Source organism: Pseudomonas sp. RL_5y_Pfl2_73 (genome assembly GCF_963970515.1).
In the GTDB taxonomy this organism is placed as follows: domain Bacteria; phylum Pseudomonadota; class Gammaproteobacteria; order Pseudomonadales; family Pseudomonadaceae; genus Aquipseudomonas.
Window position 1 is genome coordinate 19,799 of record NZ_CAXAPD010000040.1, and the last position, 21,153, is coordinate 40,951.

Below are 21,153 nucleotides of genomic sequence, written 5' to 3' on the forward strand. Positions count from 1 at the left end.
CCTGCCCAACGTCTCTGTATAGTCGCACCCTGGGAATTAATGCTGCATCTGCACGTCAGAAAGAGGCACCCACATTGTGACACTTAGCACTAATCTATAAGCAGTACCGACATCTGCACTGTCTGAATCAGGTGCCCTATAAAGCAATCAAGGAGAACACCATGCTGATACTCACCCGCAAAATCGGTGAAAGCATAAACATTGGTGACGACATCACGATCACCATTCTGGGCGTTAGCGGCCAACAGGTCCGGATCGGCATCAACGCCCCGAAAAACGTTGCGGTGCATCGCGAAGAGATTTACCAGCGTATTCAGGCGGGCCTCACTGCCCCCGACAAGCCGCAAACTCCCTGAGCCTTGCTACGGTCCGTAGCCAGCCCGTTTGCATCACCGCAATGGCTGGCTAAAGATTCTGGTCGACCGCACCTCTCCCTGCCTCCCACTTTTTTCGTCCAGCCCGTCGAACCGATACTAATGACATGGCGCTTAGCATGGCTGTCAGACGTTTCGTTTTAATGATGACGAAGCGGACGTTCGCGGCCGGTCAAGCCAGGCTCACACCGCGCGCCATGCCTGTGGCGGCGACCATCATCAAGATCAGCAGCAAGGCTTCGATGTGGCTGATCCGTGCAAACCGGCCGGCTTTCGAAGAATCGATCACAGCCCCTTTGCCCAGCAACATCCGCCATTTGATCAGGGCGATCATTGGCGCGATCTCAAGCAACAGGATCAGCAGAAGCAAAGTCATCTTCAGGTGGAACAGCGGTTGGTGCAGGTAATACTCCGTGCCTTTTTCGTACCCGCCAAACGCCCGCATCCCACCGGTCACCAATAACACCAGCGCCGACATCCCCCATAGGCTGTCAGCAATCAAGACACCCCGAACCGCATCCACACCGCTCGCCAGGCGTCGCAACGCCGTGCCGCGCGTCAGCACCGCCCAGAACCCGAGGGCGAAGGCCAGCAGATGAATTGCCGCAAGCGACCAATGAGCCAACATGGAAGAACCCCTGTCAGAGAGAACGTCGAATCGACCTGACAGTACTAGCTCATAAAACAATGATTGCCAGGCTGGCCACAAAAAAATGTGGGAGTGAGCCTGCTCGTGATAGCGGTGCATCAGTCGACAAAAATGTTGTCTGACACTCCGCTATCGCGAGCAGGCTCGCTCCCACAGTGGGTACTGCGTAAGGACTTAGTCCGCCAGACGCCAGGTCGTGCCGCCCTTCCCATCTTCCAGCACCACGCCCATGGCGGTGAGCTGATCGCGGATCCGGTCGGATTCGGCCCAATCCTTGTTGGCGCGCGCAGCCAAGCGCGCCTGGATCAACGCCTCGACCTCGGCGGCGTCCACGCGACCTTCGGCACCGGCCTGCAGGAAGTCATCGGCTTCAAGCTGCAACACACCCAGCACGCTGGCCAGTTCTTTCAGGCGGGCCGCCAGGCCGGCTGCGGCATTGAGATCGCTCTCACGCAGGCGGTTGATCTCACGCACCATCTCGAACAGCACCGCGCACGCTTCCGGCGTGCCGAAGTCGTCGTTCATCACTTCGGTGAAACGTGCCACGAACGCTTCGCCACCGGCAGGCGGCACGCTCGGCAGGCCCTTCAACGCGTGATAGAAACGCTCCAGGGCACCCTTGGCGTCCTTGAGGTTGTCTTCCGAGTAGTTGATGGCGCTGCGGTAGTGGCTCGACACCAGCAGGTAACGCACGACTTCCGGGTGGTACTTGTCGAGCACGTCGCGGATGGTGAAGAAGTTGTTCAAGGACTTGGACATCTTCTCGCCATTGATCCGGATCATGCCGCAATGCATCCACGTGTTGGCGTAGGTCTTGCCGCTGGCCGCTTCGCTCTGGGCGATTTCGTTTTCGTGGTGCGGAAATTCCAGGTCGCTGCCGCCGCCATGAATGTCGAAAGTCTCGCCGAGGCAGCAGGTGGACATCACCGAGCACTCGATGTGCCAGCCCGGACGTCCGGCGCCCCATGGCGATGCCCAGCTCGGCTCGCCCGGCTTGGCGCCCTTCCATAGCACGAAGTCCAGCGGGTCTTCTTTCGACTCGTCGACTTCGATACGCGCGCCGATGCGCAGGTCTTCGATCTTTTTGCGCGACAGCTTGCCGTAACCCAGGAACTTGGCGACGCGGTAGTACACGTCGCCATTGCCCGGGGCGTAGGCGTAGCCCTTGTCGATCAAGGTCTGGATCATCGCCAGCATGCCCGGGATGTGGTCCGTGGCACGGGGTTCCAGGTCCGGCTTGAGGATATTGAGACGCGCCTCGTCCTCGTGCATGGCCTTGATCATGCGCTCGGTCAGCGCATCGTAAGGCTCGCCGTTTTCGCGGGCACGGTTGATGATTTTGTCTTCGATGTCGGTGATGTTGCGCACGTAGGTCAGGTCATAACCGCTGAACCGCAGCCAGCGGGTCACCAGGTCGAAGGCGACCATGCTGCGACCATGACCGATGTGGCAGTAGTCGTACACGGTCATGCCGCAGACGTACATGCGGACCTTGTTGCCATCCAACGGCTTGAAGACTTCCTTGCTCTTGGTGAGCGTGTTGTAGATCGTAAGCACAGGGTTTCCCTTAAGACTTGATCACTGACCCCAGGAATCGCGCAAGGTCACGGTACGGTTGAATACCGGAGCACCGGGTTTCGAGTCCTTGATATCCGCGCAGAAGTAGCCTTCGCGCTCGAACTGGAAACGGTCTTCCGGCTGTGCGTTGCCCAGCGAAGGCTCGGCACGACAACCCGTGAGTACTTGCAGGGAGTCAGGGTTGATGTTGTCCAGGAAACTGGCGCCGTCCTCGGCCTTTTCCGGGTTCGGCGAACGGAACAGGCGATCGTACAGGCGCACTTCGCACTCGACGCTGGCGGCCGCTGGCACCCAGTGGATCACGCCCTTGACCTTGCGACCTTCCGGGTTCTTGCCCAGGGTGTCGGGATCGTACGAGCAACGCAGTTCAACGATGTTTCCGTCGGCGTCCTTGATGGCTTCGTCGGCGCGGATCACGTAGCTGCCACGCAGACGCACTTCGCCGGCAGGCTCCAGGCGCTTGTAGCCTTTTGGCGGCTCTTCCATGAAGTCTTCACGGTCGATGTAGAGTTCCCGGGCGAACGGCAGGACGCGCACGCCCATGTCTTCTTTCGGGTGGCGCGCCAACTCGAGGTTCTCGACCTGACCTTCCGGATAATTGGTGATGACCACTTTCAGCGGACGCAGCACGCACATGGCGCGCGGGGCGCTGTGGTCGAGATCGTCACGAATGCTGAATTCCAGCATGCCGAAGTCCACCACGCCGTCGGAACGGTTGGTGCCGACCATTTCGCAGAAATTGCGGATCGACTTGGGTGTGTAGCCGCGACGACGGAAGCCCGACAGCGTCGACATGCGCGGGTCATCCCAGCCGTGGACGTGCTTCTCGTCCACCAGTTGCTTGAGCTTGCGCTTGCTGGTGATGGTGTAGTTCAGGTTCAGGCGGCTGAATTCGTACTGGCGCGGAGTGGCCGGCACCGGCAGGTGCTCGAGAAACCACTCGTACAACGGACGATGGCTTTCGAACTCCAGGGTGCAGATCGAATGTGTGATGCCTTCGATGGCGTCCGACTGGCCGTGGGTGAAGTCATAGTTGGGGTAGATGCACCATTTGTCGCCAGTCTGGTGGTGATGGGCGTGGCGGATGCGGTACATGATCGGGTCGCGCAGGTTCATGTTCGGCGACGCCATGTCGATCTTGGCGCGCAGCACCCGAGCACCATCCGGAAACTCACCGGCGCGCATGCGGGCGAACAGGTCCAGGTTCTCTTCCACGCTGCGGTCACGGAATGGGCTGTTCTTGCCCGGCTCGGTCAGGCTGCCACGGTATTCCTTGGCCTGCTCGGGGGTCAGGTCGCACACGTAGGCGTTGCCCGCCTTGATCAGTTCCACTGCCCAGTCGTGCAATTGGTCGAAATATTGCGAGGCGTAGCGCACTTCACCGGACCATTGGAAACCCAGCCACTTGATGTCGCTTTCGATCGCGTCGATGTATTCCTGGTCTTCCTTGGCCGGGTTGGTGTCGTCGAAACGCAGGTGCGTGACGCCGCCGAACGCCTGGGCCAGGCCGAAATTCACGCAGATCGACTTGGCGTGGCCGATGTGCAGGTAGCCGTTGGGCTCTGGCGGGAAGCGAGTGACGATCTGTGTGTGCTTACCCGAGTCCAGGTCCGCCTGGATGATCGGGCGCAGGAAATTGACCGGCACGGCCGGGCCGGTCTTGGAATTCGAGGTAGGGTCGACAGTGGGCTTGCTCATAGGATCCTTGGACATACAAGTGCGCGGCCAGGTGCGGCCTGATAAATCAAAGCCCGTATCATAGCCGATGCTGTCAAGCCGCTGACAGGCCAGGCCGGCAAACGATTGAATTTAATCGACGGCCAGATGAAAAACAGCCTCGAAATTCGTGCCCGGCACGCTAAACTGCCCAGCCTGGTCGATTACAGCCAGACCGGTTGCGGGCAGTGAAGCCCCCGAAACCCACGAATTCCTTGAAAGAGTACCCATACATGAGCAAAGTCAAACTGACCACCAACCACGGTGACATCGTTCTGGAGCTGAACGCCGAGAAAGCGCCGCTGACCGTGGCCAACTTCATCGAATACGTCAACGCCGGCCACTACGAAAACACCGTGTTCCACCGCGTCATCGGCAACTTCATGATCCAGGGCGGCGGTTTCGAGCCAGGCATGAAGGAAAAGAAAGACAAGCGCCCAAGCATCCAGAACGAGGCCGACAACGGCCTGTCGAACAAAAAGTACAGCGTTGCCATGGCCCGTACCATGGAGCCGCATTCGGCCTCCGCACAGTTCTTCATCAACGTGGCGGACAACAGCTTCCTGAACCACAGCGGCAAGACCACCCAGGGCTGGGGCTATGCCGTGTTCGGTGAAGTGATCGAAGGCACCGACGTGGTCGACAAGATCAAAGGCGTTTCCACCACGTCCAAAGCCGGCCACCAGGACGTCCCGGCAGAAGACGTGATCATCGAGAAAGCCGAGATCATTGAGTGATATTGCTGATTTCAGACTTGCATCTGGAAGAGGAGCGCCCGGACATCACCCGGGCGTTTCTGGATTTACTCGCCACACGCGCCCGCTCGGCGCAAGCGTTGTACATTCTGGGCGACTTTTTCGAAGCCTGGATCGGCGACGATGCCATGACGCCGTTCCAGCGTTCCATCTGCCAGGCCCTGCGCGAATTGAGCGACAGCGGCACGGCCATCTTCCTGATGCACGGCAATCGCGACTTCATGCTGGGGCAGGCCTTTTGCAAAGCGGCCGGCTGCACCCTGCTCAAAGACCCGAGTGTCGTGCAGTTCAACGGTGAGCCGGTGCTGCTGATGCACGGCGACAGCCTCTGCACCCGCGACGAAGGCTACATGAAGCTGCGGCGCTGGCTGCGCAACCCGGTCACGCTGTTCGTCCTGCGGCACCTGCCGCTGGGCAGTCGCCAGAAACTGGCGCGCAAACTGCGCAGCGAAAGCCGCACGCAGACACGCATGAAAGCCAATGACATCGTCGACGTCACGCCCGAAGAGATCCCGCGGATCATGCAGCAATACGGCGTGAAGACCTTGATCCACGGCCACACCCATCGTCCCGCCATCCACAAGTTGCAACTGGACGAACACGCCGCCCGGCGCATTGTGTTGGGGGATTGGGACAAACAGGGCTGGGCGTTGCAGGTGGACGAACAGGGGTTTGCGTTGGCGCCGTTTGGGTTTGGTAATGCGCAGTTGGCGTTGCCAAGCACTTAGAGACCCCACAGCCGCGGTGGAAGCGGGCTTTTGTGGGAGCCAAGCTCGGCTCCCACAAAAGCTCGCTCCCACAGTGGACTGCCTTCCACTTCTGAATCAATGCCCCGCCGATGCCGGCCCAGCCTTCGCCGCAAACGGCGGCTTCGCCAGCCACACCAGCACGATCAACCCCACGAACGCCCACCCCAGCAGCGTGAAGTAATCCACGGTGGAGAGCATGTACGCCTGGCTGTTGAGGACCTGCTCAAGCCGGGCATAGCCCGGGGCACTCGCGCCACCGAGTTGGTTGAGCGCTTCGCGGGTGGCCGGTTCGAAGGTGCTGATGCTTTCGCTCAAGTAGGCATGATGCTGGTCGGCCCGGCGGATCCAGATCCAGGTGGTCAGGGACGCGGCAAAGCTGCCGCCCAAGGTCCGCAGGAATGTCGCCAGCCCCGCGCCGTCGGCAATCTGATGCGGCGGCAGATCTGACATCAGGATGCTCAGGGTCGGCATGAAGAACAGCGCCACGCCAATGCCCATGAACAACTGCACCATCGCAATGTGCTGGAAATCCACTTCGTGGGTGAACCCGGCGCGCATGAAGCAGCTCAGGCCCATGGCCAGGAACGCCAGCCCGGCCAACACACGCAGGTCGAACCGGTGGGCGTACTTGCCGACGAAGGGCGACATCAGCACCGGCAGGATGCCGATGGGCGCCACCGCCAGCCCGGCCCAGGTGGCGGTGTAGCCCATCTGGGTCTGCAACCACTGTGGCAGGATCAGGTTGATGCCGAAAAACCCGGCGTAGCCCCCCACCAGCACAATGGTACCGATGCGAAAGTTGCGATAGGCGAACAGGCGGAGATTGACCACCGGGTGACGGTCGGTCATTTCCCAGATCACGAACACCGCCAGAGCAATGATCGAAATCAGCGCACCGATGATGATGAAATTCGATTCGAACCAGTCCAGGTCGTTGCCTTTGTCGAGGATCACCTGGAGCGCGCCGACGCCGATGATCAGCGTGATCAACCCCACGTAATCCATCGGTTGATGGCTGGTGACCACCGGCCGCGCCTTGAGCTGTTGTTGCACCACGAGCGCCGCGAAGACGCCGATGGGCACGTTGATGAAGAAGATCCACGGCCAACTGTAGCTGTCGGTGATCCAGCCGCCCAGGATCGGCCCGGCAATCGGCGCCACCACCGTGACCATCGCCAGCAACGCCAGGGCCATGCCGCGCCTGGCCGGCGGGTATACGGCAATCAGCAAGGTCTGGGTCATCGGGTACAACGGCCCGGCCACCAGCCCCTGGAGTATGCGAAAGCCAATCAGCTCCGGCATTGAGGTGGAAATACCACACAAGAACGACGCAAGCACGAACAGCATCGTTGCCCACAAAAACAGCTTCACCTCGCCAAACCGCCGGCTCAGCCAGCCGGTGAGCGGCAAGGCGATGGCGTTGCTCACCGCGAACGAGGTGATCACCCAAGTGCCCTGCTCCGAGCTGACGCCCAGGTTGCCGGAGATGGTCGGCAAGGCGACATTGGCAATGGTGGTATCGAGCACTTGCATGAACGTCGCCAGCGACAGCCCGATGGTGCTGAGCAACAGGCTGGGCGGCGTGAAAGACGCGTTATTGCTCATTGCGAAATCCTATGAAGCGAAGGTAGCGAAATCCCTTGGGACAAGACCCAACTCCTGTGGGAGCAAGGTTGTGTGGGAGCAAAGCTTGCTCGCGAAACAGCCAACTCGATTTCTGAAAGTCCGCATCGTTTGTGTCGCGAGCAAGCTTTACTTCCACACAGCCGACAGCCGTGCTCGCACAGACTTCAGAGGTTGGCCTGCAATTGCGATCAGCGCTGCGCGGTCTTGCTCGCCACGGCACTGTTGTCATGGATCAGACGAGCGATCATCGCGTCGGCATCGGCCAACTGCCGATCGTAGACCTGGGTGCTGAACGAGGCTTTCTGCGGTGGCTGCTGGGCCAGTACCGGGCCGCTCTGATCGTGCAGGTCGACGCTGACCAGGGTCGACAGGCCGATCCGCAGCGGATGCTTGGCCAGCTCTTGGGCATTGATGTGAATACGCACCGGCACCCGCTGGACGATTTTGATCCAGTTACCGGTGGCGTTCTGCGCCGGGAGCAAGGCAAAGGCGCTGCCGGTCCCAGCGCCGAGGCTGTCGATGGTGCCGTTGTACTTCACCTCGCTGCCGTACAGGTCGGCTTCGATGTCCACCGGCTGACCGATGCGCATGTCGCGCAGCTGGGTTTCCTTGAAGTTGGCGTCGATCCACAGCTGATCCAGCGGGATCACCGCCATCAACGCCGTGCCCGGCTGCACCCGTTGGCCCAGTTGCACGGTGCGCTTGGCGACATAGCCGGTGACTGGTGCGATCAAGGTACTGCGGGCGTTGGCCAGGAAGGCCTGGCGCAGTTGCGCAGCGGCGGATTGCACGTCGGGATGGGATGACACCACGGTATCGTCCACCAAGGCGCTGGTGGTCTTGAGCTGTTGCCGGGCATTGGCCAAGGCGTTCTGCGCCGAAGCCAGGTCATCCCGAGCGTGAGACAGTTCCTCCTTGGAAATCGCCCCGCCGGCCGCCAGGCTCTTGCGCCGACTGTAGTTCTCCTGGGCCTTCTGCACCTCGGCCTCTTGCGCATTGACCTGCGCCCGCATGCCATCGACGTTGCTGTACAAACCACGCACCTGGCGAACGGTCCGGGCCAGGTTGGCCTGGGCACTTTGCAGCCCGACTTCGGCGTCGTTCGGGTCGAACTGCACCAGCATCTGGCCTTCACGCACCAGGTCGCCGTCGTCGGCCCCGATGCTCACCACGGTGCCGGTGACCAGCGGCGTGATTTCCACCACGTTGCCGCTCACATAGGCATCGTCGGTGCTTTCGCTCCAGCGACCATACAGTTCGTGCCAGGCCCAGACGCCCAGGCCCGAAAGAATGACCAGCAGCGTCAGTGTCAGCAGCATGACCTTGCGCTTGCGTGGGTTGCTGTCTTGCGCATGTTTGGATTGAGTCGTTTCGGCAGTCGCCATGACAAGTACCTCGAATCAGTTATTTGGCGTGGTAGAGGCCGGGGTGGCCGTCGCCAGGGTCTGGGCTTCGAAACCACCGCCCAGGGCCTGCATCAGTTGGATCGACAAATCGATCTGGTCGGCATTCAGGTTCGCCAGTTGGCGCTGGGCCTGTAGCAATTGCTGCTCGATGCTCAGCACGTCCAGGTAATTACCGATGCCCGAGCCGTAGCGCTGGACCACCGTGTCGTAGGAGCTCTGTGCGATATCAGTGGCATGTTGCTGGGCGCCGATCTGGCGAGCGATGTCACGCAATTGGTTAATGGTGTCGCTGACATCCCCAAGGGCCGAGACCAGGCGCTTGTTGTATTGCGCCACCGCCAGGTCGTAACCGGCGTCCCGGGCATCCAGGTCCGCCCGCAAGCGCCCGCCATCGAAGATTGGCAGCGACACCGTCGGCCCCACATTGAAGAAACGGCTGGCCGAACCGAACATCGCATCGCCCAGCAATGACCGGGTTCCGGCGGCTGCGCTCAAGTTGAGATTGGGGTAGAAGTTGGTCTTGCCGGCCTCGATGTTCTTGCTCGCCGCCTCGACCCGCCAGCGTGCCGCGACCAGATCCGGACGCCGCCCCAGCAACTCGGCCGGCAAGTTCGACGGCAAGGCGACCGCACTGGCTTGCAGCACGTTGGGTCGGGCGATTTCATTGCCGCGGTCCGGGCCTTTACCCAGCAGCACCGCCAGGGCGATCTTGGCGCTTTGCAGGCGTTTCTCTGCGTCGATCAGGGTTGCATCGGCGCTGGCTTCCAGGCTTTCGGTCTGCTGGAACTGATATTCGCTGTCGATCCCGGCGGTGAGGCGGCGCTTGCCCAGGTCGAGCATCTGCCGGGTGCGCTTGAGGTCCTCGGAGGCCAGGTCATAAATAATGTGGGCCTGGCCCAGGTCGCTGTAGGCCCGGGCCACGTCGGCGGCCAGGGTGAGTTGCGCGGCCTGGCGATCGATCTCGGCGGCGCGGGCCTGGCCCAGGGCTGCTTCCCAAGCTGCACGCTGGCCGCCCCAGAGGTCGAAGTTGTAATTGAAGTCCACACCTAACGTGCGCAGGGTACTGTACGCCCCGCCCTGCCCTTGCGGATCCTGGTCACGGGACAGGCGCGAACGGCTGGCGCCGCCGCTGGCATTCAGGGTCGGCAGACGCGTCGCGTTGGCGGCATAGGCGGCGGCACTGGCCTGATGCACCCGGGCGCTGGCGATCTGCATGTCCGGGCTATCGCGCAAGGCTTCACGGATCAGGCCATCGAGTTGCGGGTCACCGAGGCTCTTCCACCAATCGCTTTTCGGCCACGCTGCCAGCGACAGCGTAACGCCGTTCAGGGATTGCCCGGCCTTGAGGTTCTGAGCCTCCAGGCCGACGCCTTCGGTCTTCAGGCCGCTGTAGCTGGCACAGCCCGTCAGACTCATGGCCAAGACCACCAGGCTTAATCGGGTCCGCAAGGTGTCACGCTTCATTTTTCCCCCATTCGCGACACGGTGATGGGGTCACCGGCGGCGAGCAGAATTTTCTTGAGGATCTGTTCGAGGGTTTGCAACTCCTCGGGGCTGATGGCGCTGGCCAACTGGTTCATGGCCTCGGCACCAATGAACGGCAGGCGATCGGCGAGGGCCTGACCGGCTTCGGTCAGCACCAGGCGCACTTGTCGGCGGTCCTGGGCGGAGCGTTCACGGGCCAGGAAACCTTTCTGCTCCAGGCGATCGAGCATCCGCGTCATCGAGCCGCTGTCCAGGGATAAGTAACGACACAGCTCGGCCGGCGTCTCGATGCCGTAGTGGGTCATGATGATCAACACCTTGAACTGCGCGGCGGTGATGCCAACGGGTTCCATGTGGGTGTCGATGATCCGGTCCTTGAGCAGCGCGGTACGACCGAGCAGCATGCCGAGATGGCAATTGTGAAAGTTGTCTGGGGTGAAATGCTTCATCTGACCACCGTTTGCTGCCTAGGCAGTGAATGTATGTCGAGATATTACTGCTTAGGCAGCAAATGTCAACCATATAGGTAGCTTGCTATGTAAAAGCAACCGAAGCGCAGATAAACCTGAGGGACAAATGTGGGAGCTCGCTCCCGCAATGGGATCTGCATTGCGCCGCGATTTATAGGCAACCTGAAGAACCTGTGGGAGCCGAGCTTGCTCGCTCCCACAGGGGATTTGGGGGAAGGTTAAAAATCGCGCTTGTAGAAGATATCCAACGAGCTGGCGACGCCGCTCGCGGCTTCGAGGTAGACCCTCTTGCTGAGCTTGTAGCGCAGGGCGATGGTGTTGGCCGGTTCGAACACGCCAACGCCATAGCGCAGGCTGAGTTTTTCCGACAGGTTGCCGCTGGCGACCACGCTGGTGGCATTGCCGCTGCCCTGGGTGTCGAGCTGGAAATCCTCGATCCCCAGGTTATTGGCCAGGCTGGTGGTCACGCCCGAGCTGCCCATCAAACCCAAGCCCAATGCCGCCTGGGCGAGCATGTTGTTGTCCTCGCCGGTAGTGCTCAGTGGCCGGCCCAGCACCAGATAGGACAACGCCTGCTCCTGACTCATGGCCGGTTCCGAGAAAATTTTCGTGGTCGGCTGCTCGGCGCTGCCGCTCAGGCGGATACCGGCGATCACGTCGTCGGTCCGGCGGATCGCCTCGATGTCCAGGTAGGGCTGGTCGATGGGCCCGGCGAACAGCAGCCGCGCCCGCCGCACCGTCAGCCGTTGCCCGTAGGCCCGATAACGGCCGTCGTTGAGCCAGAGCTCGCCGCGGGTGTCCATGTTGTCGCCGATGTGAACCTGGCCCTGCACGTTGGCCGTCAGGCCGAAACCCGAGAACGCGAGTTTTTCCTGGCCGACGATCACGTCGATGTCCATTGCCATGGCCAGCGGCGCCTTACCCTCTTCGGTCTGCTGGCCGACGATCACCGCGTCATCCGAGACCTTGACCGTGGACGGCGGCAGTTCGCGGATGGTGATTTCACCTTTAGGCACCAGGACCTTGCCGGCAATGGAAAGCTGCTCACCGTGCATCGTGATGTTGAGGTCCGGCGCCACGTCGAGCACCGCGTAAGGCTCGACAGTGACCGGCAGTTGGGAGCCCTTGAGCGCCAGGTTCAGGGTCAAGGTCTCACCCCAACCGACCGTGCCACTCAAGCGGCCCTGCCCGCTCTTGCCACTTTTCCAGTCGCCGTCGAGCCGTATCGTTTCGCCGGCAATCATCGCCCGCACCTGCAAGGCTTCAAGGCTGACCGGCAGCTCCGGCCCGGAGACTTCGCCGTCGCTGAGCACCAGGTTGCCGTTGACCTGAGGCGCGAGCAAACCACCGGACAAGGTCCCGCTGCCGTTCAGGTGACCGGTGAGGGTCTCCACCATCGGCACAAAGGGTCGGGCCACGGACAGGTCCAGGCCGCTCAGGCGGAATGAACCGCTCAAGGGTTTACTGGCCAGCAGCGGGTTGATCTGCGCCTGCAGCATCAGTTCGCCGAGCCGGTCGCCGACGAAGTTCAGGTCGGTATTGATGCGCTTGGGGGTCAGGCGACTGTTGAGCGTCAGGGTCTGGTAGGGGAAATCCAGCCATTGCGCCTTATCGCCCTCCTTGTCCCGAATCCGTAAAGTACCGTCGCTGGCGTCCACCCGGATCCGGCCATTCGGGCCGCTGGCCGGCAGGTCCAGTTGCAGGTCCGCGTTGAGTCGGCCCTGCCAGGCAAAATCCCTGGGCATCCACTGGGCCAGGCTTTCGATAGGGAATTGCTTGAGGTGATAGCGCAGCTTCGGCGCCGGCATCAGCCGCTGGTCTTCACCGCACAGGCTGGCATCAAGGGAACGCCAGCAATGAGCACCGACGTTGAGCGTGCCATCGGCCAGGCGCTCCAGCTTCGCCGGGGCTTGCAGGCGCCAGGCTAGACCGCCGGCCTGCACGTTGCCGCTGGCCAGGCGCCCGCGCCAATTGCCCTGGTCGAGCGCGCCAGCGAGGGCCAGGGTTGCGTCGAGCTGCGGCCCTTGCAGGTCCAGGTTGAGCTTCTGCTGTTTGATATCGCCCTGTCCGCTGACCGTCAGCACACCCAGTGACGTTTCGCCGACGCGGATGCCGCTGGCCTTGAGGTCAAGCTTGCCGCGCTGGGCGCTGTCGAGAGTCGCGTCCAGGTTCAGACTTTGCAGGCGGTTGTCCTGGAAGGCCAGTTGCGTGCCTTGCAGGCCGAGCTTGCCTTGGGGAGACTTGAGCGTACCGGCCACGTCGACACGGCCGACGACTTGGCCGCGCAATTGCGGCCAGAGCTGAGCCAGGCGTGAGAGCTTGATGTCGATCTGGCCGGTCAGTTTCTCTTGCAGGCTGGCACTGCCGTTGATGCGGTTATCCCCCAGGCGAATATCCAGCGCGCTGAGCCTCCACTGCTCGCCTGCGCCGCTGGCCTTGGCCTGGAACACCGCTGGCTGGCCACGCAGTTTGCCCTTGAGGTCCAGCTCCGCGTCGAGATCGAGGCGCTCGTTCTTCATCATTCCTTTGCTGCGCAACGGCCCGGCCAGGGTTCCGGGCAGTTCGCCAAGCCAGTACGCCGGGTTGATGGCCGACAGGTGCAGCGCCGTGTCCCAGGCAATGCCATCGGCAAATTGCAGGTTCAAGTGCCCTTCGGCCTTGCCCTGCCCCGCCACGAGCTTGAGCTGCGGCAAATGGATTTGCGTCAGGTCGCCGCTGAACGGGCTGCCCAGGCTGAAGGCTCCGGCGGGTCCGTCCAGCGCAGCCTGGAAGTTGCCCAGGTATTGGCCATCGGTATAAGAGACTTCGCCGTCGAAGCTGCGCAGCGTCACCTGTGGCTCGTCGATCAGCGGATAGAGGCGATGCCAGGGGAAATCCAGCCAGGCGACGTTCGCCTCGGCGCGCAGGCCTTCGCGCCAGTCCATTTGCCCGCTGAGCTTCAGGCTTTGCTGATCGCCGGCATCAAGATCCAGGCCAGCGATCTGCGCGCCATTGGCGTCCACCGTGCCTTGCAGCAACAACGCCACTGGCCCTTTTTCGGCGGGCAGCGTCGCCCTGCCGAGCAGTTGATAGCCGTTTTTCAGATCGCCTTCGCCGGTCAATTCCAGTTGATTGAGCAACAACGTGTCTGGCAGATCGGCACTGGCCTTGAAGCCGTCGGCGGTGATGCGCACCTTGGCGGGCAGGTTGTCCGCCAACGGTTGCAGTTCTCCGCTCAACTGGCCTTGCAGGTAACCGCTGCTGTCGGCCTTGAGGTTGAGGGTCTTGAGCAGGTTGCCGTCGACTTTCAGGTCCAGGGCCCAGGGCGTGGCGCCCGGTGCCGGCAAGGTCAACCGGCCCTGCGCGTTCAACGGCCAATCGCCGCCCGGCTTGAGCAGGCCGGAGAGTTTCAGGCTCAGCTCGTCGCGCTGCAAATGCACCGAATCGATCTGCATGCCCTCGGCGGTCCAATGGGCAACCAATTGCAGGCCCTTGAGCTGCTCGCTGCCGTTGAACGACAGGCTGCCGACCTGCACATCGCCCAGTTCGATGGCGAGTGGCAAATCCAGGTCCGGCAAGCTGATCGGGCCGCTGCTCGGCTCATCGGCAGAGGCTGGCAATTGCAAGGCTACCTGGTCAGCCTTGAGCTGTTCGATGCACAGGGTCATGCGTGCCAGGCACAGCGGCGACCAGGCGAATATCAGCCGATCCACCGCCACCCGACTGGCGTCCTGCTGCCACAGTACGTGATCGGCGGTCCACTGCCCGCCCAGCCGGCCCTGGAAATTCTCCACGGTCAGCCCCGGCACCAGGCCGAGGGCCCAGCGGCTGCCAAATGCGCTGCCCAGCACGACACTCAAGGCCAGCACGAGCGCCACCAGCACCCCGGCGAGCGCCAGCAGCGTTACCTTCAAACCACGCGTCACAGCTCAGGCCCCATGGAAAAGTGCAATCGGATGCCGCCGTCGTCGTCCATCGCATGGGCCAGGTCGAGGCGGATCGGGCCCACCGGCGAAACCCAGCGCACACCGAGGCCCACGCCAGTCTTGAGGCTCGGCAGTTCGAGGCTGTTAAACGAGTTGCCCTGGTCGATGAACGTCGCCACCCGCCATTTTTCCGCGATTGAATATTGATACTCGAGGCTGCCGGCGACCATGTAACGACCACCGATACGGTCGCCCTCGGCGTTTTCCGGCGACAGGCTCTGGTAGTCGTAACCGCGCACGCTCTGGTCGCCACCGGCAAAAAAGCGCAGGGACGGCGGGATGGATTTGTAGCCATTGGTGGCGCTGCCGCCGATCTGCGCCCGCGCCAGCAAGCGATGCTTGTCGAACACCGTGGTCAGGCCCTTGACCATGGCGGTGCCGTATAAAAGATTGTTGTCCGAGCCCAGCCCCTCCTTGGCGACCTTGGTGTCGAACTGCAAACGGTAGCCGTTGTGCGGATCGATGCGGTTGTCGCTGCGCAGGTAGGAATAACTCACGCCCGGCATCAGCAGCGTGCTCAGGCCCGCATCGTCGCCGAGACGGTACTCCTCGTGCTGCCATTTAAGCGTCACCACCCGCTGCCAGCCGCTGGGCAACTTGCTGTGCCATTCCGGCCCTAGGGTGAGCAGTTTGCTGAGGCTGTCAGTGCCGGCCAGTTCTTCATATTGATAACCGCCGGCGTAGCGCATCTTGTCGGTCAGCGGCGGGTCCAGGGGCACGTCGTACCACAGGCCGACGTTCTGCCGGGGCGCCGACACTTCTGCTTCCCAGCCATAGCTGTGGCCCTGGGGGTTGACCCAGTGGCGCGTCCAGTTGGCTTTGGCCCTGGGCCCGACGTCGGTGGAAAACCCCAGGCCCAGGCCCATGGTGCGCGGCTTGCGCGTGTCGAGCTTGACCGCCACCGGGATCACGTTATCGGTGGCAGCGGTGGGCGCGGCATCCACGCGCACGCCTTCGAAATAACCGCTCGATTGCAGGGCCTGGTTGAGCTCTGCGATGAGCTCGGAGTCGTACGCCGTGCCGGCCTTGAACGGCACCATGCGCTGCAGCAACTCTTCGTCGAACGGCGTGTCGCCCTCAAAACTCACCGGGCCCAAGGCATAGCGCGGACCGCTGTCGTAAATCAGCTCGATATCGGCGATACCCGCCTGGGGGTCCACCAAGAGTTTCTGTCGAGTGAAGCGCCCGCTGAAAAAACCATAGCGCGAGGCCTGGTTCTGGATGATTCGCTTGGCGTCTTCGTAACGGCCATGGTTGAGCACCGCGCCGGGCTTGAGGGCGGCGTTGCTGGGTACGCGAAAGGCTTTGAGCGACGCCGCCGCGCCATCGATGCGCACGGTGACGTTGCGCAAATGCACAGGTTCGCCGGGGTCGATGGTCAGCACCAGGCGTGGGTCCTTGCCGCCCTTGACCTCACTGTCGATCTGCGGCTGGTAGTAGCCCAGCGCCTGGGCGGCCTTGCGCGCCTGCTCCTCGGCGCCACGGCTGAAACGCAGCAAGGCATCCTCGTCACGATCACCCACGCCGCCGATATAACCTTCTACGTTGGCCTTGAGTTCATCGTTGGACGGCTTGACCCGTACTTCCAATTCGCTGTTTGCCAGTGCCGCGCAGCTGAGGGACAGCAGGAGCGCGCCACTGGTCATTCTTCCTGGGAGGTTCATGGCGCGGATGCTATCACGAGCGTAGGTGCTTGATAGAGCCGGGCATTTCGCAAAAGTTCGTCCGACTATGCCGTTGTGCTTTGCAGAACCTGCGGGTTGGCGTGGAAGAACACATGCTCGCGGATCGGTCCTACCGCCACTTCACCGATTTCCTCGTAACCCTGGCGTTTATAAAACTCAAGATAACGCGGGTTGCCAGTGTCCAGTACCACGCCCTGGGAATGCTCGTCCACCGCACACCAGTTATGCACCGCCCCAAGCAACTGTTCGCCGAAATGCTTGCCCTGAAACTGTGGGTGCACTCCCAGCAGCGGCAATACATGGACAGCATCCGACGGCAGGCAGGCCAGCACCGCCGCGTGGTACTCCAGGTAGCGCCGGGTGCAACGAAAACCAGTGCTCAAGACCATGCGCAGGCGCCAGGCCCAGCTTTCGGTGATGCCCAGGCGCCGCTGCGGCGGGGCGATCAGGGCGATGCCGATCAGGCGATCATTGACCAGCAAACCGATGGCCGGCAAATCCTGGAGAAAATGCTGCTTGACCAGCTCACGCACCGTGGCTCGTACCCGCTGTTCATAACCGGGACGCTCGGATTCGAACAGGTAGCTGAAAGTCGACTCGTGGCGATAGGCCTGGTACAGCAACGAACGGGCTTCACGGGAATAACCACTGTCGAGCATATGGATATCGGCGATGACGGTAGCGGTGGCGGTTTCAGGCATGGCGTTGGATCTCCTGGGGGCGAGGCTTGGCAATGAGCCCTGTAGGAGCTGCCGAGTGCAACGAGGCTGCGATCTTTCCACGGGCGCTTGAATCAGCGAAAGATCAAAAGATCGCAGGCTTCGCCAGCTCCTACAAAGCCGAACGGGGAAATCCCCTCGCCACAGGACATTAGCAGCGCATTTGTCCTACTGCCACGCTGGCCCCCTTCCCACATGTCAGATAGCATCGCAGTTTTGCCAGGACAGCCGACCATGAAGATCGTCTCCTTCAACATCAACGGGCTGCGCGCTCGCCCCCATCAGTTGGCGGCGCTGATCGAGAAGCACCAGCCGGATGTGATCGGGTTGCAAGAAACCAAGGTCCACGATGAACAATTCCCCCTGGCCGAGGTGCAGGCCCTGGGTTATCACGTGCACTACCATGGACAGAAAGGCCACTACGGTGTCGCCCTGCTCTCGCGCCAGGCACCGCTGAGCCTGCACAAAGGTTTCGAGGGCGACGAAGAGGACGCCCAGCGGCGCTTCATCTGGGGCACCTTCGCCGATGCCAACGGCGTGCCGGTGACCATCATGAACGGTTATTTCCCACAAGGTGAAAGCCGCGACCATCCAACCAAATTCCCGGCCAAGGAGCGTTTCTACAGCGATTTGCAGCAACTGCTGGAAAGCCGCTTCAGCAACGACCAGCCGGTGGTGGTGATGGGCGACGTGAATATCTCCCCGGAAGACAGCGACATCGGCATCGGCCCGGACAACATGAAGCGCTGGCTGAAAACCGGCAAATGCAGCTTCCTGCCGGAAGAACGCGAATGGATGGCGCGCCTGAAGAACTGGGGCCTGGTGGACAGCTTCCGTCACCTGAACCCGGACGTCACCGACCGCTTCAGCTGGTTCGACTACCGCAGCCGTGGTTTCGAGGATGAACCCAAGCGCGGCCTGCGCATCGACCTGATCCTCACCTCCCATGGCCTGCTGCCACGGGTCAAGGACGCTGGCGTGGACTACGAACTGCGGGGCATGGAAAAACCGTCGGACCATGCACCGATCTGGTTGCAGTTGAGCTAAATCCTAGGTATCCACATACCCCCAGCGGAAGATTTGCGGTGAGTCGGGCTGACAGGTAGCAACCCTGTCACCTTTCAGTAACCTGACTGACTTAATCTTCCGGCACTTCCTCGGGTTCAGAAGGTGCCGGCATGCGGCTGCGCGTTGTTTTTCTCATCGGCCTCTGGCTGCCGTTCATGGCATCGGCCGGTAATTTGCCCATTCCCGAACAGGGCCCGGCCCTGCGCCTCCAAGGCTCCAACACCATCGGTGCGGCGCTCGGTCCGGCCCTGGTCAGGGGCTTGATGGAGGATCAGGGGCTGCTCAGGGTCAGCAGCGAAATCACCGGTCGCGACAACGAGCAGCGCATCGTCGGCCAGACCGTCGACGGCCGGCGGGTAGAAGTGGACATCGCGGCTCACGGCTCCAGCACCGGTTTCGCCGCCCTCAAGCTGAGCAACGCCGACCTGGCCGCCTCTTCGCGACCGATCAAGGACAGCGAGCTGAAGGAACTGTCGTCCCTGGGCGACCTGAAAAATCCCACCGCCGAGCAGGTCATCGCCATTGATGGCCTGGCGATCATCCTCCATCCACACAACCCACTGCGTCAGCTCGATACCGTACAACTGGCGCGGATATTCAGTGGCGAGGCGAAAACCTGGGAAGCCGTGGGCGGCGTCGGTGGGCCGATTCATCTGTATGCCCGGGATGAACAGTCCGGCACCTACGATACCTTCAAGGAACTGGTCCTCGGCCGACAGGGAAAACGGCTGAATCCTTCAGCCCGGCGCTTCGAATCCAGCGAACAGTTGTCCGACGCTGTCAGCCAGGACCCGCAGGGCATCGGTTTCATCGGTTTGCCCTATGTGCGCCAAGCCAAGGCACTGGCGATTGTCGACGGAGATTCGCAACCCATGTTGCCGTTGAACAACCTGATCGCCACCGAGGATTACCCCTTGTCCCGGCGCCTGTTCTTTTATTTGCCCCCTCTGGCAACCAACCCGTGGGCCGAGGCACTGGTGGCGTTCACCCAAAGCGAGCAGGGCCAGACCATCGTCGCGGCCAATGGGTTCATCGCCCAGACCGTCCAGGCCATGGCCGTCACGCCGAATACCTTGATGCCCGAGGGTTACCAGGCCCTGAGCCGCCACGCCCAACGCTTGAGCGTGAACTTCCGCTTCGAAGAAGGCAGCGCCAGCCTGGACAACAAGGCCCATCAAGACCTGGGCCGCGTGCTCGACTATATAAAGCAGCATGGCAAAACCGATCGACGCGTGACGCTGGTGGGGTTTGGCGACGCCAAGGACGACCCGGCGCGGGCCGACCTTCTGTCCAAACTGCGGGCCATGGCGGTGCGGCGTGAACTGGTCAAATACGGTGTGGCACTGCGAGAGGTACGAGGGTTCGGTGCATTGATGCCGGTGGCGGCCAACAGCGAGGATGAAGGCCGAGTCAAGAATCGGCGGGTGGAGGTTTGGGTTTACTGAATACCCGCTGAACACAACGAAATCGAGTAGCCCGCTTGGCTTCGTCTGAATCACTAACAGTTCTGATAGTAGCCAATCGTTAAAAAACGCAGACGCTAGAACTGATTTCATCCTTGAGTAGACGGCCAATGCCTACCCCACCTCATACAAACGTTTTATGCCGATATCATTACGACCCTTTGGATAGGTTAGTGAAATGCGAGTCTTATGAAGACACTGGCACTCTACGCTTTTATCAGAAAAACAAACTAACTACTGAAACTAAAACAACCGGGCACGCCAGCATTTTCCAGCACGGCAACCGCCTGCTGGCGATGCTTCAGCGCGAAGGCCAAAGCATCAACACCCGATTATTGACCACCGATGAGCAACGATCACTATTTAATACTATCGATGCGGGTTCGTTTCAGTCACTTGCCTATACGCCCTATGGCTACCTTTCGTTGGAAAGGCGTCTGATGAAGATGCTCGGGTTCAAGGGTGAACGGCCGGATCCAGTGACCGGGCATTATTTATTAGGTAATGGCTATCGAGCGTTCAACCCTATATTGATGCGTTTCAACAGCCCCGATAGTTGGAGCCCCTTCGGCAAGGGAGGTATAAATGCTTATACGGCTTTTGACGGTGATCCTGTAAATAAAAATGACCCAAACGGCCATCTTTCTTTTTACTCCGCGGTTAAAACCCTGATCACTAAAATAAACGTTATAAAAACATGGCAACAAGCAACAACTGCCACCTTAGAAAAAATGCCTGACGTTCCACTCAGAAAAATAGTTGGTTTTCTGGAAGGTGACGATCTCGTGGCGCTAACATTGTCATCCCAAACGATGCGTTCAAAAGTAACTAGAAACGTGACACCTTTACCCGTAATAGAAAACAATCTCCAGCTAACAACAGCCGACTACCTGAGTTCGTTACGAGCAATATCTTTAGGAAAAAAGCAGGGTTTTCTCCCCTCTCAGATCAACAACAATAAAGAACACCTCTCAATAACGCATTCAATTCCAACAGACGATCTGGAACCGGGACGAAGCTATCTTCAGAAACAATATTCCGATGCCTTCGATCGTAGGCAGTTCAAGCGACTTGAGCGCGAACAGCAACGGATTAGACAGGAGCAAAAGGAACGTCTAAGAACTGCCTACGGTGACGATTGGCATAGCGATACTAGTTACGATAGTGATTAAGAGACGCTCGCAGGCCCGGCAGCCTCCTCATATGGTTTGCGACTGTTTCGCAGCCGAACGGGAGCAAGCTCTCATCAAACAAAATCCATCCCCTTGTTCTTTAAGCTTTTTTAAGCCGCAACCAATCGGACACCCAGCTTTGTAGTCTTGCGCTGCAAAGCTCTAAGCTGACGATCACGGCTTTTAGCCTCGTACTCATCCATATCCTGCGCCACGTAAGGCTGTCCCTTGGTCAGCATGGCGTAGATCAACCGGGCCAGTTGGTGAGCCGTA

General features: G+C 60.8%; 16 protein-coding genes and 1 pseudogene. 6 read left to right on the top strand and 11 right to left on the bottom strand.

What is annotated here, in order from left to right; all coding sequences use genetic code 11:
- Positions 1-161: 161 nt before the first annotated feature.
- On the top strand, positions 162-356 hold the full coding sequence (csrA, locus tag AACY42_RS25855; protein WP_339483238.1) for a carbon storage regulator CsrA: 195 nt from the start codon (positions 162-164) through the stop codon (positions 354-356).
- Positions 357-546: 190 nt separating this feature from the next.
- Here the strand turns inward: csrA and AACY42_RS25860 are convergent, their stop codons facing one another.
- The 3 genes from AACY42_RS25860 to AACY42_RS25870 form a co-directional block, all read right to left on the bottom strand.
- Positions 547-1,002 carry a DUF2214 family protein gene (locus tag AACY42_RS25860; RefSeq protein WP_339483240.1) on the bottom strand — a complete coding sequence of 152 codons (456 nt, stop codon included), beginning with the start codon at positions 1,000-1,002 and terminating at the stop codon, positions 547-549.
- A gap of 195 nt (positions 1,003-1,197) precedes the next feature.
- Complete coding sequence (gene cysS, locus AACY42_RS25865) at positions 1,198-2,580, bottom strand: cysteine--tRNA ligase (RefSeq protein ID WP_058546834.1); 1,383 nt, start codon at positions 2,578-2,580, stop codon at positions 1,198-1,200.
- 21 nt (positions 2,581-2,601) lie between these two features.
- The gene (locus AACY42_RS25870) at positions 2,602-4,299 is read right to left on the bottom strand and encodes a glutamine--tRNA ligase/YqeY domain fusion protein (RefSeq protein WP_339483243.1); all 1,698 of its coding nucleotides are present in this window, start codon (positions 4,297-4,299) and stop codon (positions 2,602-2,604) included.
- A gap of 251 nt (positions 4,300-4,550) precedes the next feature.
- Here AACY42_RS25870 and AACY42_RS25875 point away from each other — a divergent pair, with 251 nt between their 5' ends.
- Together AACY42_RS25875 and lpxH are read left to right on the top strand one after the other, a co-directional pair.
- Complete coding sequence (locus tag AACY42_RS25875; protein WP_339483244.1) at positions 4,551-5,054, top strand: peptidylprolyl isomerase; 504 nt, start codon at positions 4,551-4,553, stop codon at positions 5,052-5,054.
- Entirely contained in the window at positions 5,051-5,800 is a 750-nt protein-coding gene (gene lpxH / locus AACY42_RS25880; protein ID WP_339483245.1) for a UDP-2,3-diacylglucosamine diphosphatase, read from the top strand. Before AACY42_RS25875 ends, lpxH begins: the two co-directional genes overlap by 4 nt.
- Positions 5,801-5,896: 96 nt before the next feature.
- Here lpxH and AACY42_RS25885 read toward each other — a convergent pair whose 3' ends face one another.
- The 7 genes from AACY42_RS25885 to AACY42_RS25915 all read right to left on the bottom strand — a co-directional run bounded on the left by AACY42_RS25885 (position 5,897) and on the right by AACY42_RS25915 (position 17,159).
- Entirely contained in the window at positions 5,897-7,426 is a 1,530-nt protein-coding gene (locus tag AACY42_RS25885; RefSeq protein ID WP_339483247.1) for a DHA2 family efflux MFS transporter permease subunit, read from the bottom strand.
- Between the two features lie 209 nt (positions 7,427-7,635).
- Positions 7,636-8,832: an HlyD family efflux transporter periplasmic adaptor subunit gene (locus AACY42_RS25890; protein WP_339483248.1), complete on the bottom strand. Its 1,197-nt coding sequence runs from the start codon at positions 8,830-8,832 to the stop codon at positions 7,636-7,638.
- A gap of 15 nt (positions 8,833-8,847) precedes the next feature.
- Positions 8,848-10,317 (bottom strand): efflux transporter outer membrane subunit, encoded by a 1,470-nt coding sequence (locus AACY42_RS25895; RefSeq protein ID WP_339483250.1) that lies wholly within the window; start codon positions 10,315-10,317, stop codon positions 8,848-8,850.
- Positions 10,314-10,787: a MarR family winged helix-turn-helix transcriptional regulator gene (locus AACY42_RS25900; RefSeq protein WP_339483251.1), complete on the bottom strand. Its 474-nt coding sequence runs from the start codon at positions 10,785-10,787 to the stop codon at positions 10,314-10,316. Before AACY42_RS25900 ends, AACY42_RS25895 begins: the two co-directional genes overlap by 4 nt.
- A 239-nt stretch (positions 10,788-11,026) precedes the next feature.
- Positions 11,027-14,713 (bottom strand): translocation/assembly module TamB domain-containing protein, encoded by a 3,687-nt coding sequence (locus AACY42_RS25905; RefSeq protein WP_339483252.1) that lies wholly within the window; start codon positions 14,711-14,713, stop codon positions 11,027-11,029.
- Positions 14,710-16,437 carry an autotransporter assembly complex protein TamA gene (locus AACY42_RS25910; protein ID WP_339483253.1) on the bottom strand — a complete coding sequence of 576 codons (1,728 nt, stop codon included), beginning with the start codon at positions 16,435-16,437 and terminating at the stop codon, positions 14,710-14,712. Before AACY42_RS25910 ends, AACY42_RS25905 begins: the two co-directional genes overlap by 4 nt.
- A 65-nt stretch (positions 16,438-16,502) precedes the next feature.
- Entirely contained in the window at positions 16,503-17,159 is a 657-nt protein-coding gene (locus tag AACY42_RS25915; RefSeq protein WP_339483254.1) for a GNAT family N-acetyltransferase, read from the bottom strand.
- A gap of 252 nt (positions 17,160-17,411) precedes the next feature.
- Between AACY42_RS25915 and xthA the strand changes: the two genes are divergently transcribed.
- The 3 genes from xthA to AACY42_RS25930 all read left to right on the top strand — a co-directional run bounded on the left by xthA (position 17,412) and on the right by AACY42_RS25930 (position 20,880).
- Entirely contained in the window at positions 17,412-18,224 is an 813-nt protein-coding gene (gene xthA, locus AACY42_RS25920; RefSeq protein ID WP_339483255.1) for an exodeoxyribonuclease III, read from the top strand.
- 131 nt (positions 18,225-18,355) lie between these two features.
- Positions 18,356-19,690, top strand: a complete 1,335-nt coding sequence (locus AACY42_RS25925) for a phosphate ABC transporter substrate-binding/OmpA family protein (protein ID WP_339483256.1) — start codon at positions 18,356-18,358, stop codon at positions 19,688-19,690.
- A gap of 191 nt (positions 19,691-19,881) precedes the next feature.
- Complete coding sequence (locus tag AACY42_RS25930; protein WP_339483257.1) at positions 19,882-20,880, top strand: RHS repeat-associated core domain-containing protein; 999 nt, start codon at positions 19,882-19,884, stop codon at positions 20,878-20,880.
- Positions 20,881-20,990: 110 nt separating this feature from the next.
- Here AACY42_RS25930 and AACY42_RS25935 read toward each other — a convergent pair.
- Positions 20,991-21,153: pseudogene (locus AACY42_RS25935) on the bottom strand (IS110 family transposase); the annotation flags it as partial.

Coding starts and splice junctions, on each gene's coding strand:
- csrA (WP_339483238.1), top strand. CDS start 162: ATGCTGATACTCACCCGCAAAATCGGTGAAAGCATAAACATTGGTGAC.
- AACY42_RS25860 (WP_339483240.1), bottom strand. CDS start 1,002: ATGTTGGCTCATTGGTCGCTTGCGGCAATTCATCTGCTGGCCTTCGCC.
- AACY42_RS25870 (WP_339483243.1), bottom strand. CDS start 4,299: ATGAGCAAGCCCACTGTCGACCCTACCTCGAATTCCAAGACCGGCCCG.
- AACY42_RS25875 (WP_339483244.1), top strand. CDS start 4,551: ATGAGCAAAGTCAAACTGACCACCAACCACGGTGACATCGTTCTGGAG.
- AACY42_RS25885 (WP_339483247.1), bottom strand. CDS start 7,426: ATGAGCAATAACGCGTCTTTCACGCCGCCCAGCCTGTTGCTCAGCACC.
- AACY42_RS25890 (WP_339483248.1), bottom strand. CDS start 8,832: ATGGCGACTGCCGAAACGACTCAATCCAAACATGCGCAAGACAGCAAC.
- AACY42_RS25895 (WP_339483250.1), bottom strand. CDS start 10,317: ATGAAGCGTGACACCTTGCGGACCCGATTAAGCCTGGTGGTCTTGGCC.
- AACY42_RS25900 (WP_339483251.1), bottom strand. CDS start 10,787: ATGAAGCATTTCACCCCAGACAACTTTCACAATTGCCATCTCGGCATG.
- AACY42_RS25910 (WP_339483253.1), bottom strand. CDS start 16,437: ATGAACCTCCCAGGAAGAATGACCAGTGGCGCGCTCCTGCTGTCCCTC.
- AACY42_RS25915 (WP_339483254.1), bottom strand. CDS start 17,159: ATGCCTGAAACCGCCACCGCTACCGTCATCGCCGATATCCATATGCTC.
- xthA (WP_339483255.1), top strand. CDS start 17,412: ATGAAGATCGTCTCCTTCAACATCAACGGGCTGCGCGCTCGCCCCCAT.
- AACY42_RS25925 (WP_339483256.1), top strand. CDS start 18,356: ATGCGGCTGCGCGTTGTTTTTCTCATCGGCCTCTGGCTGCCGTTCATG.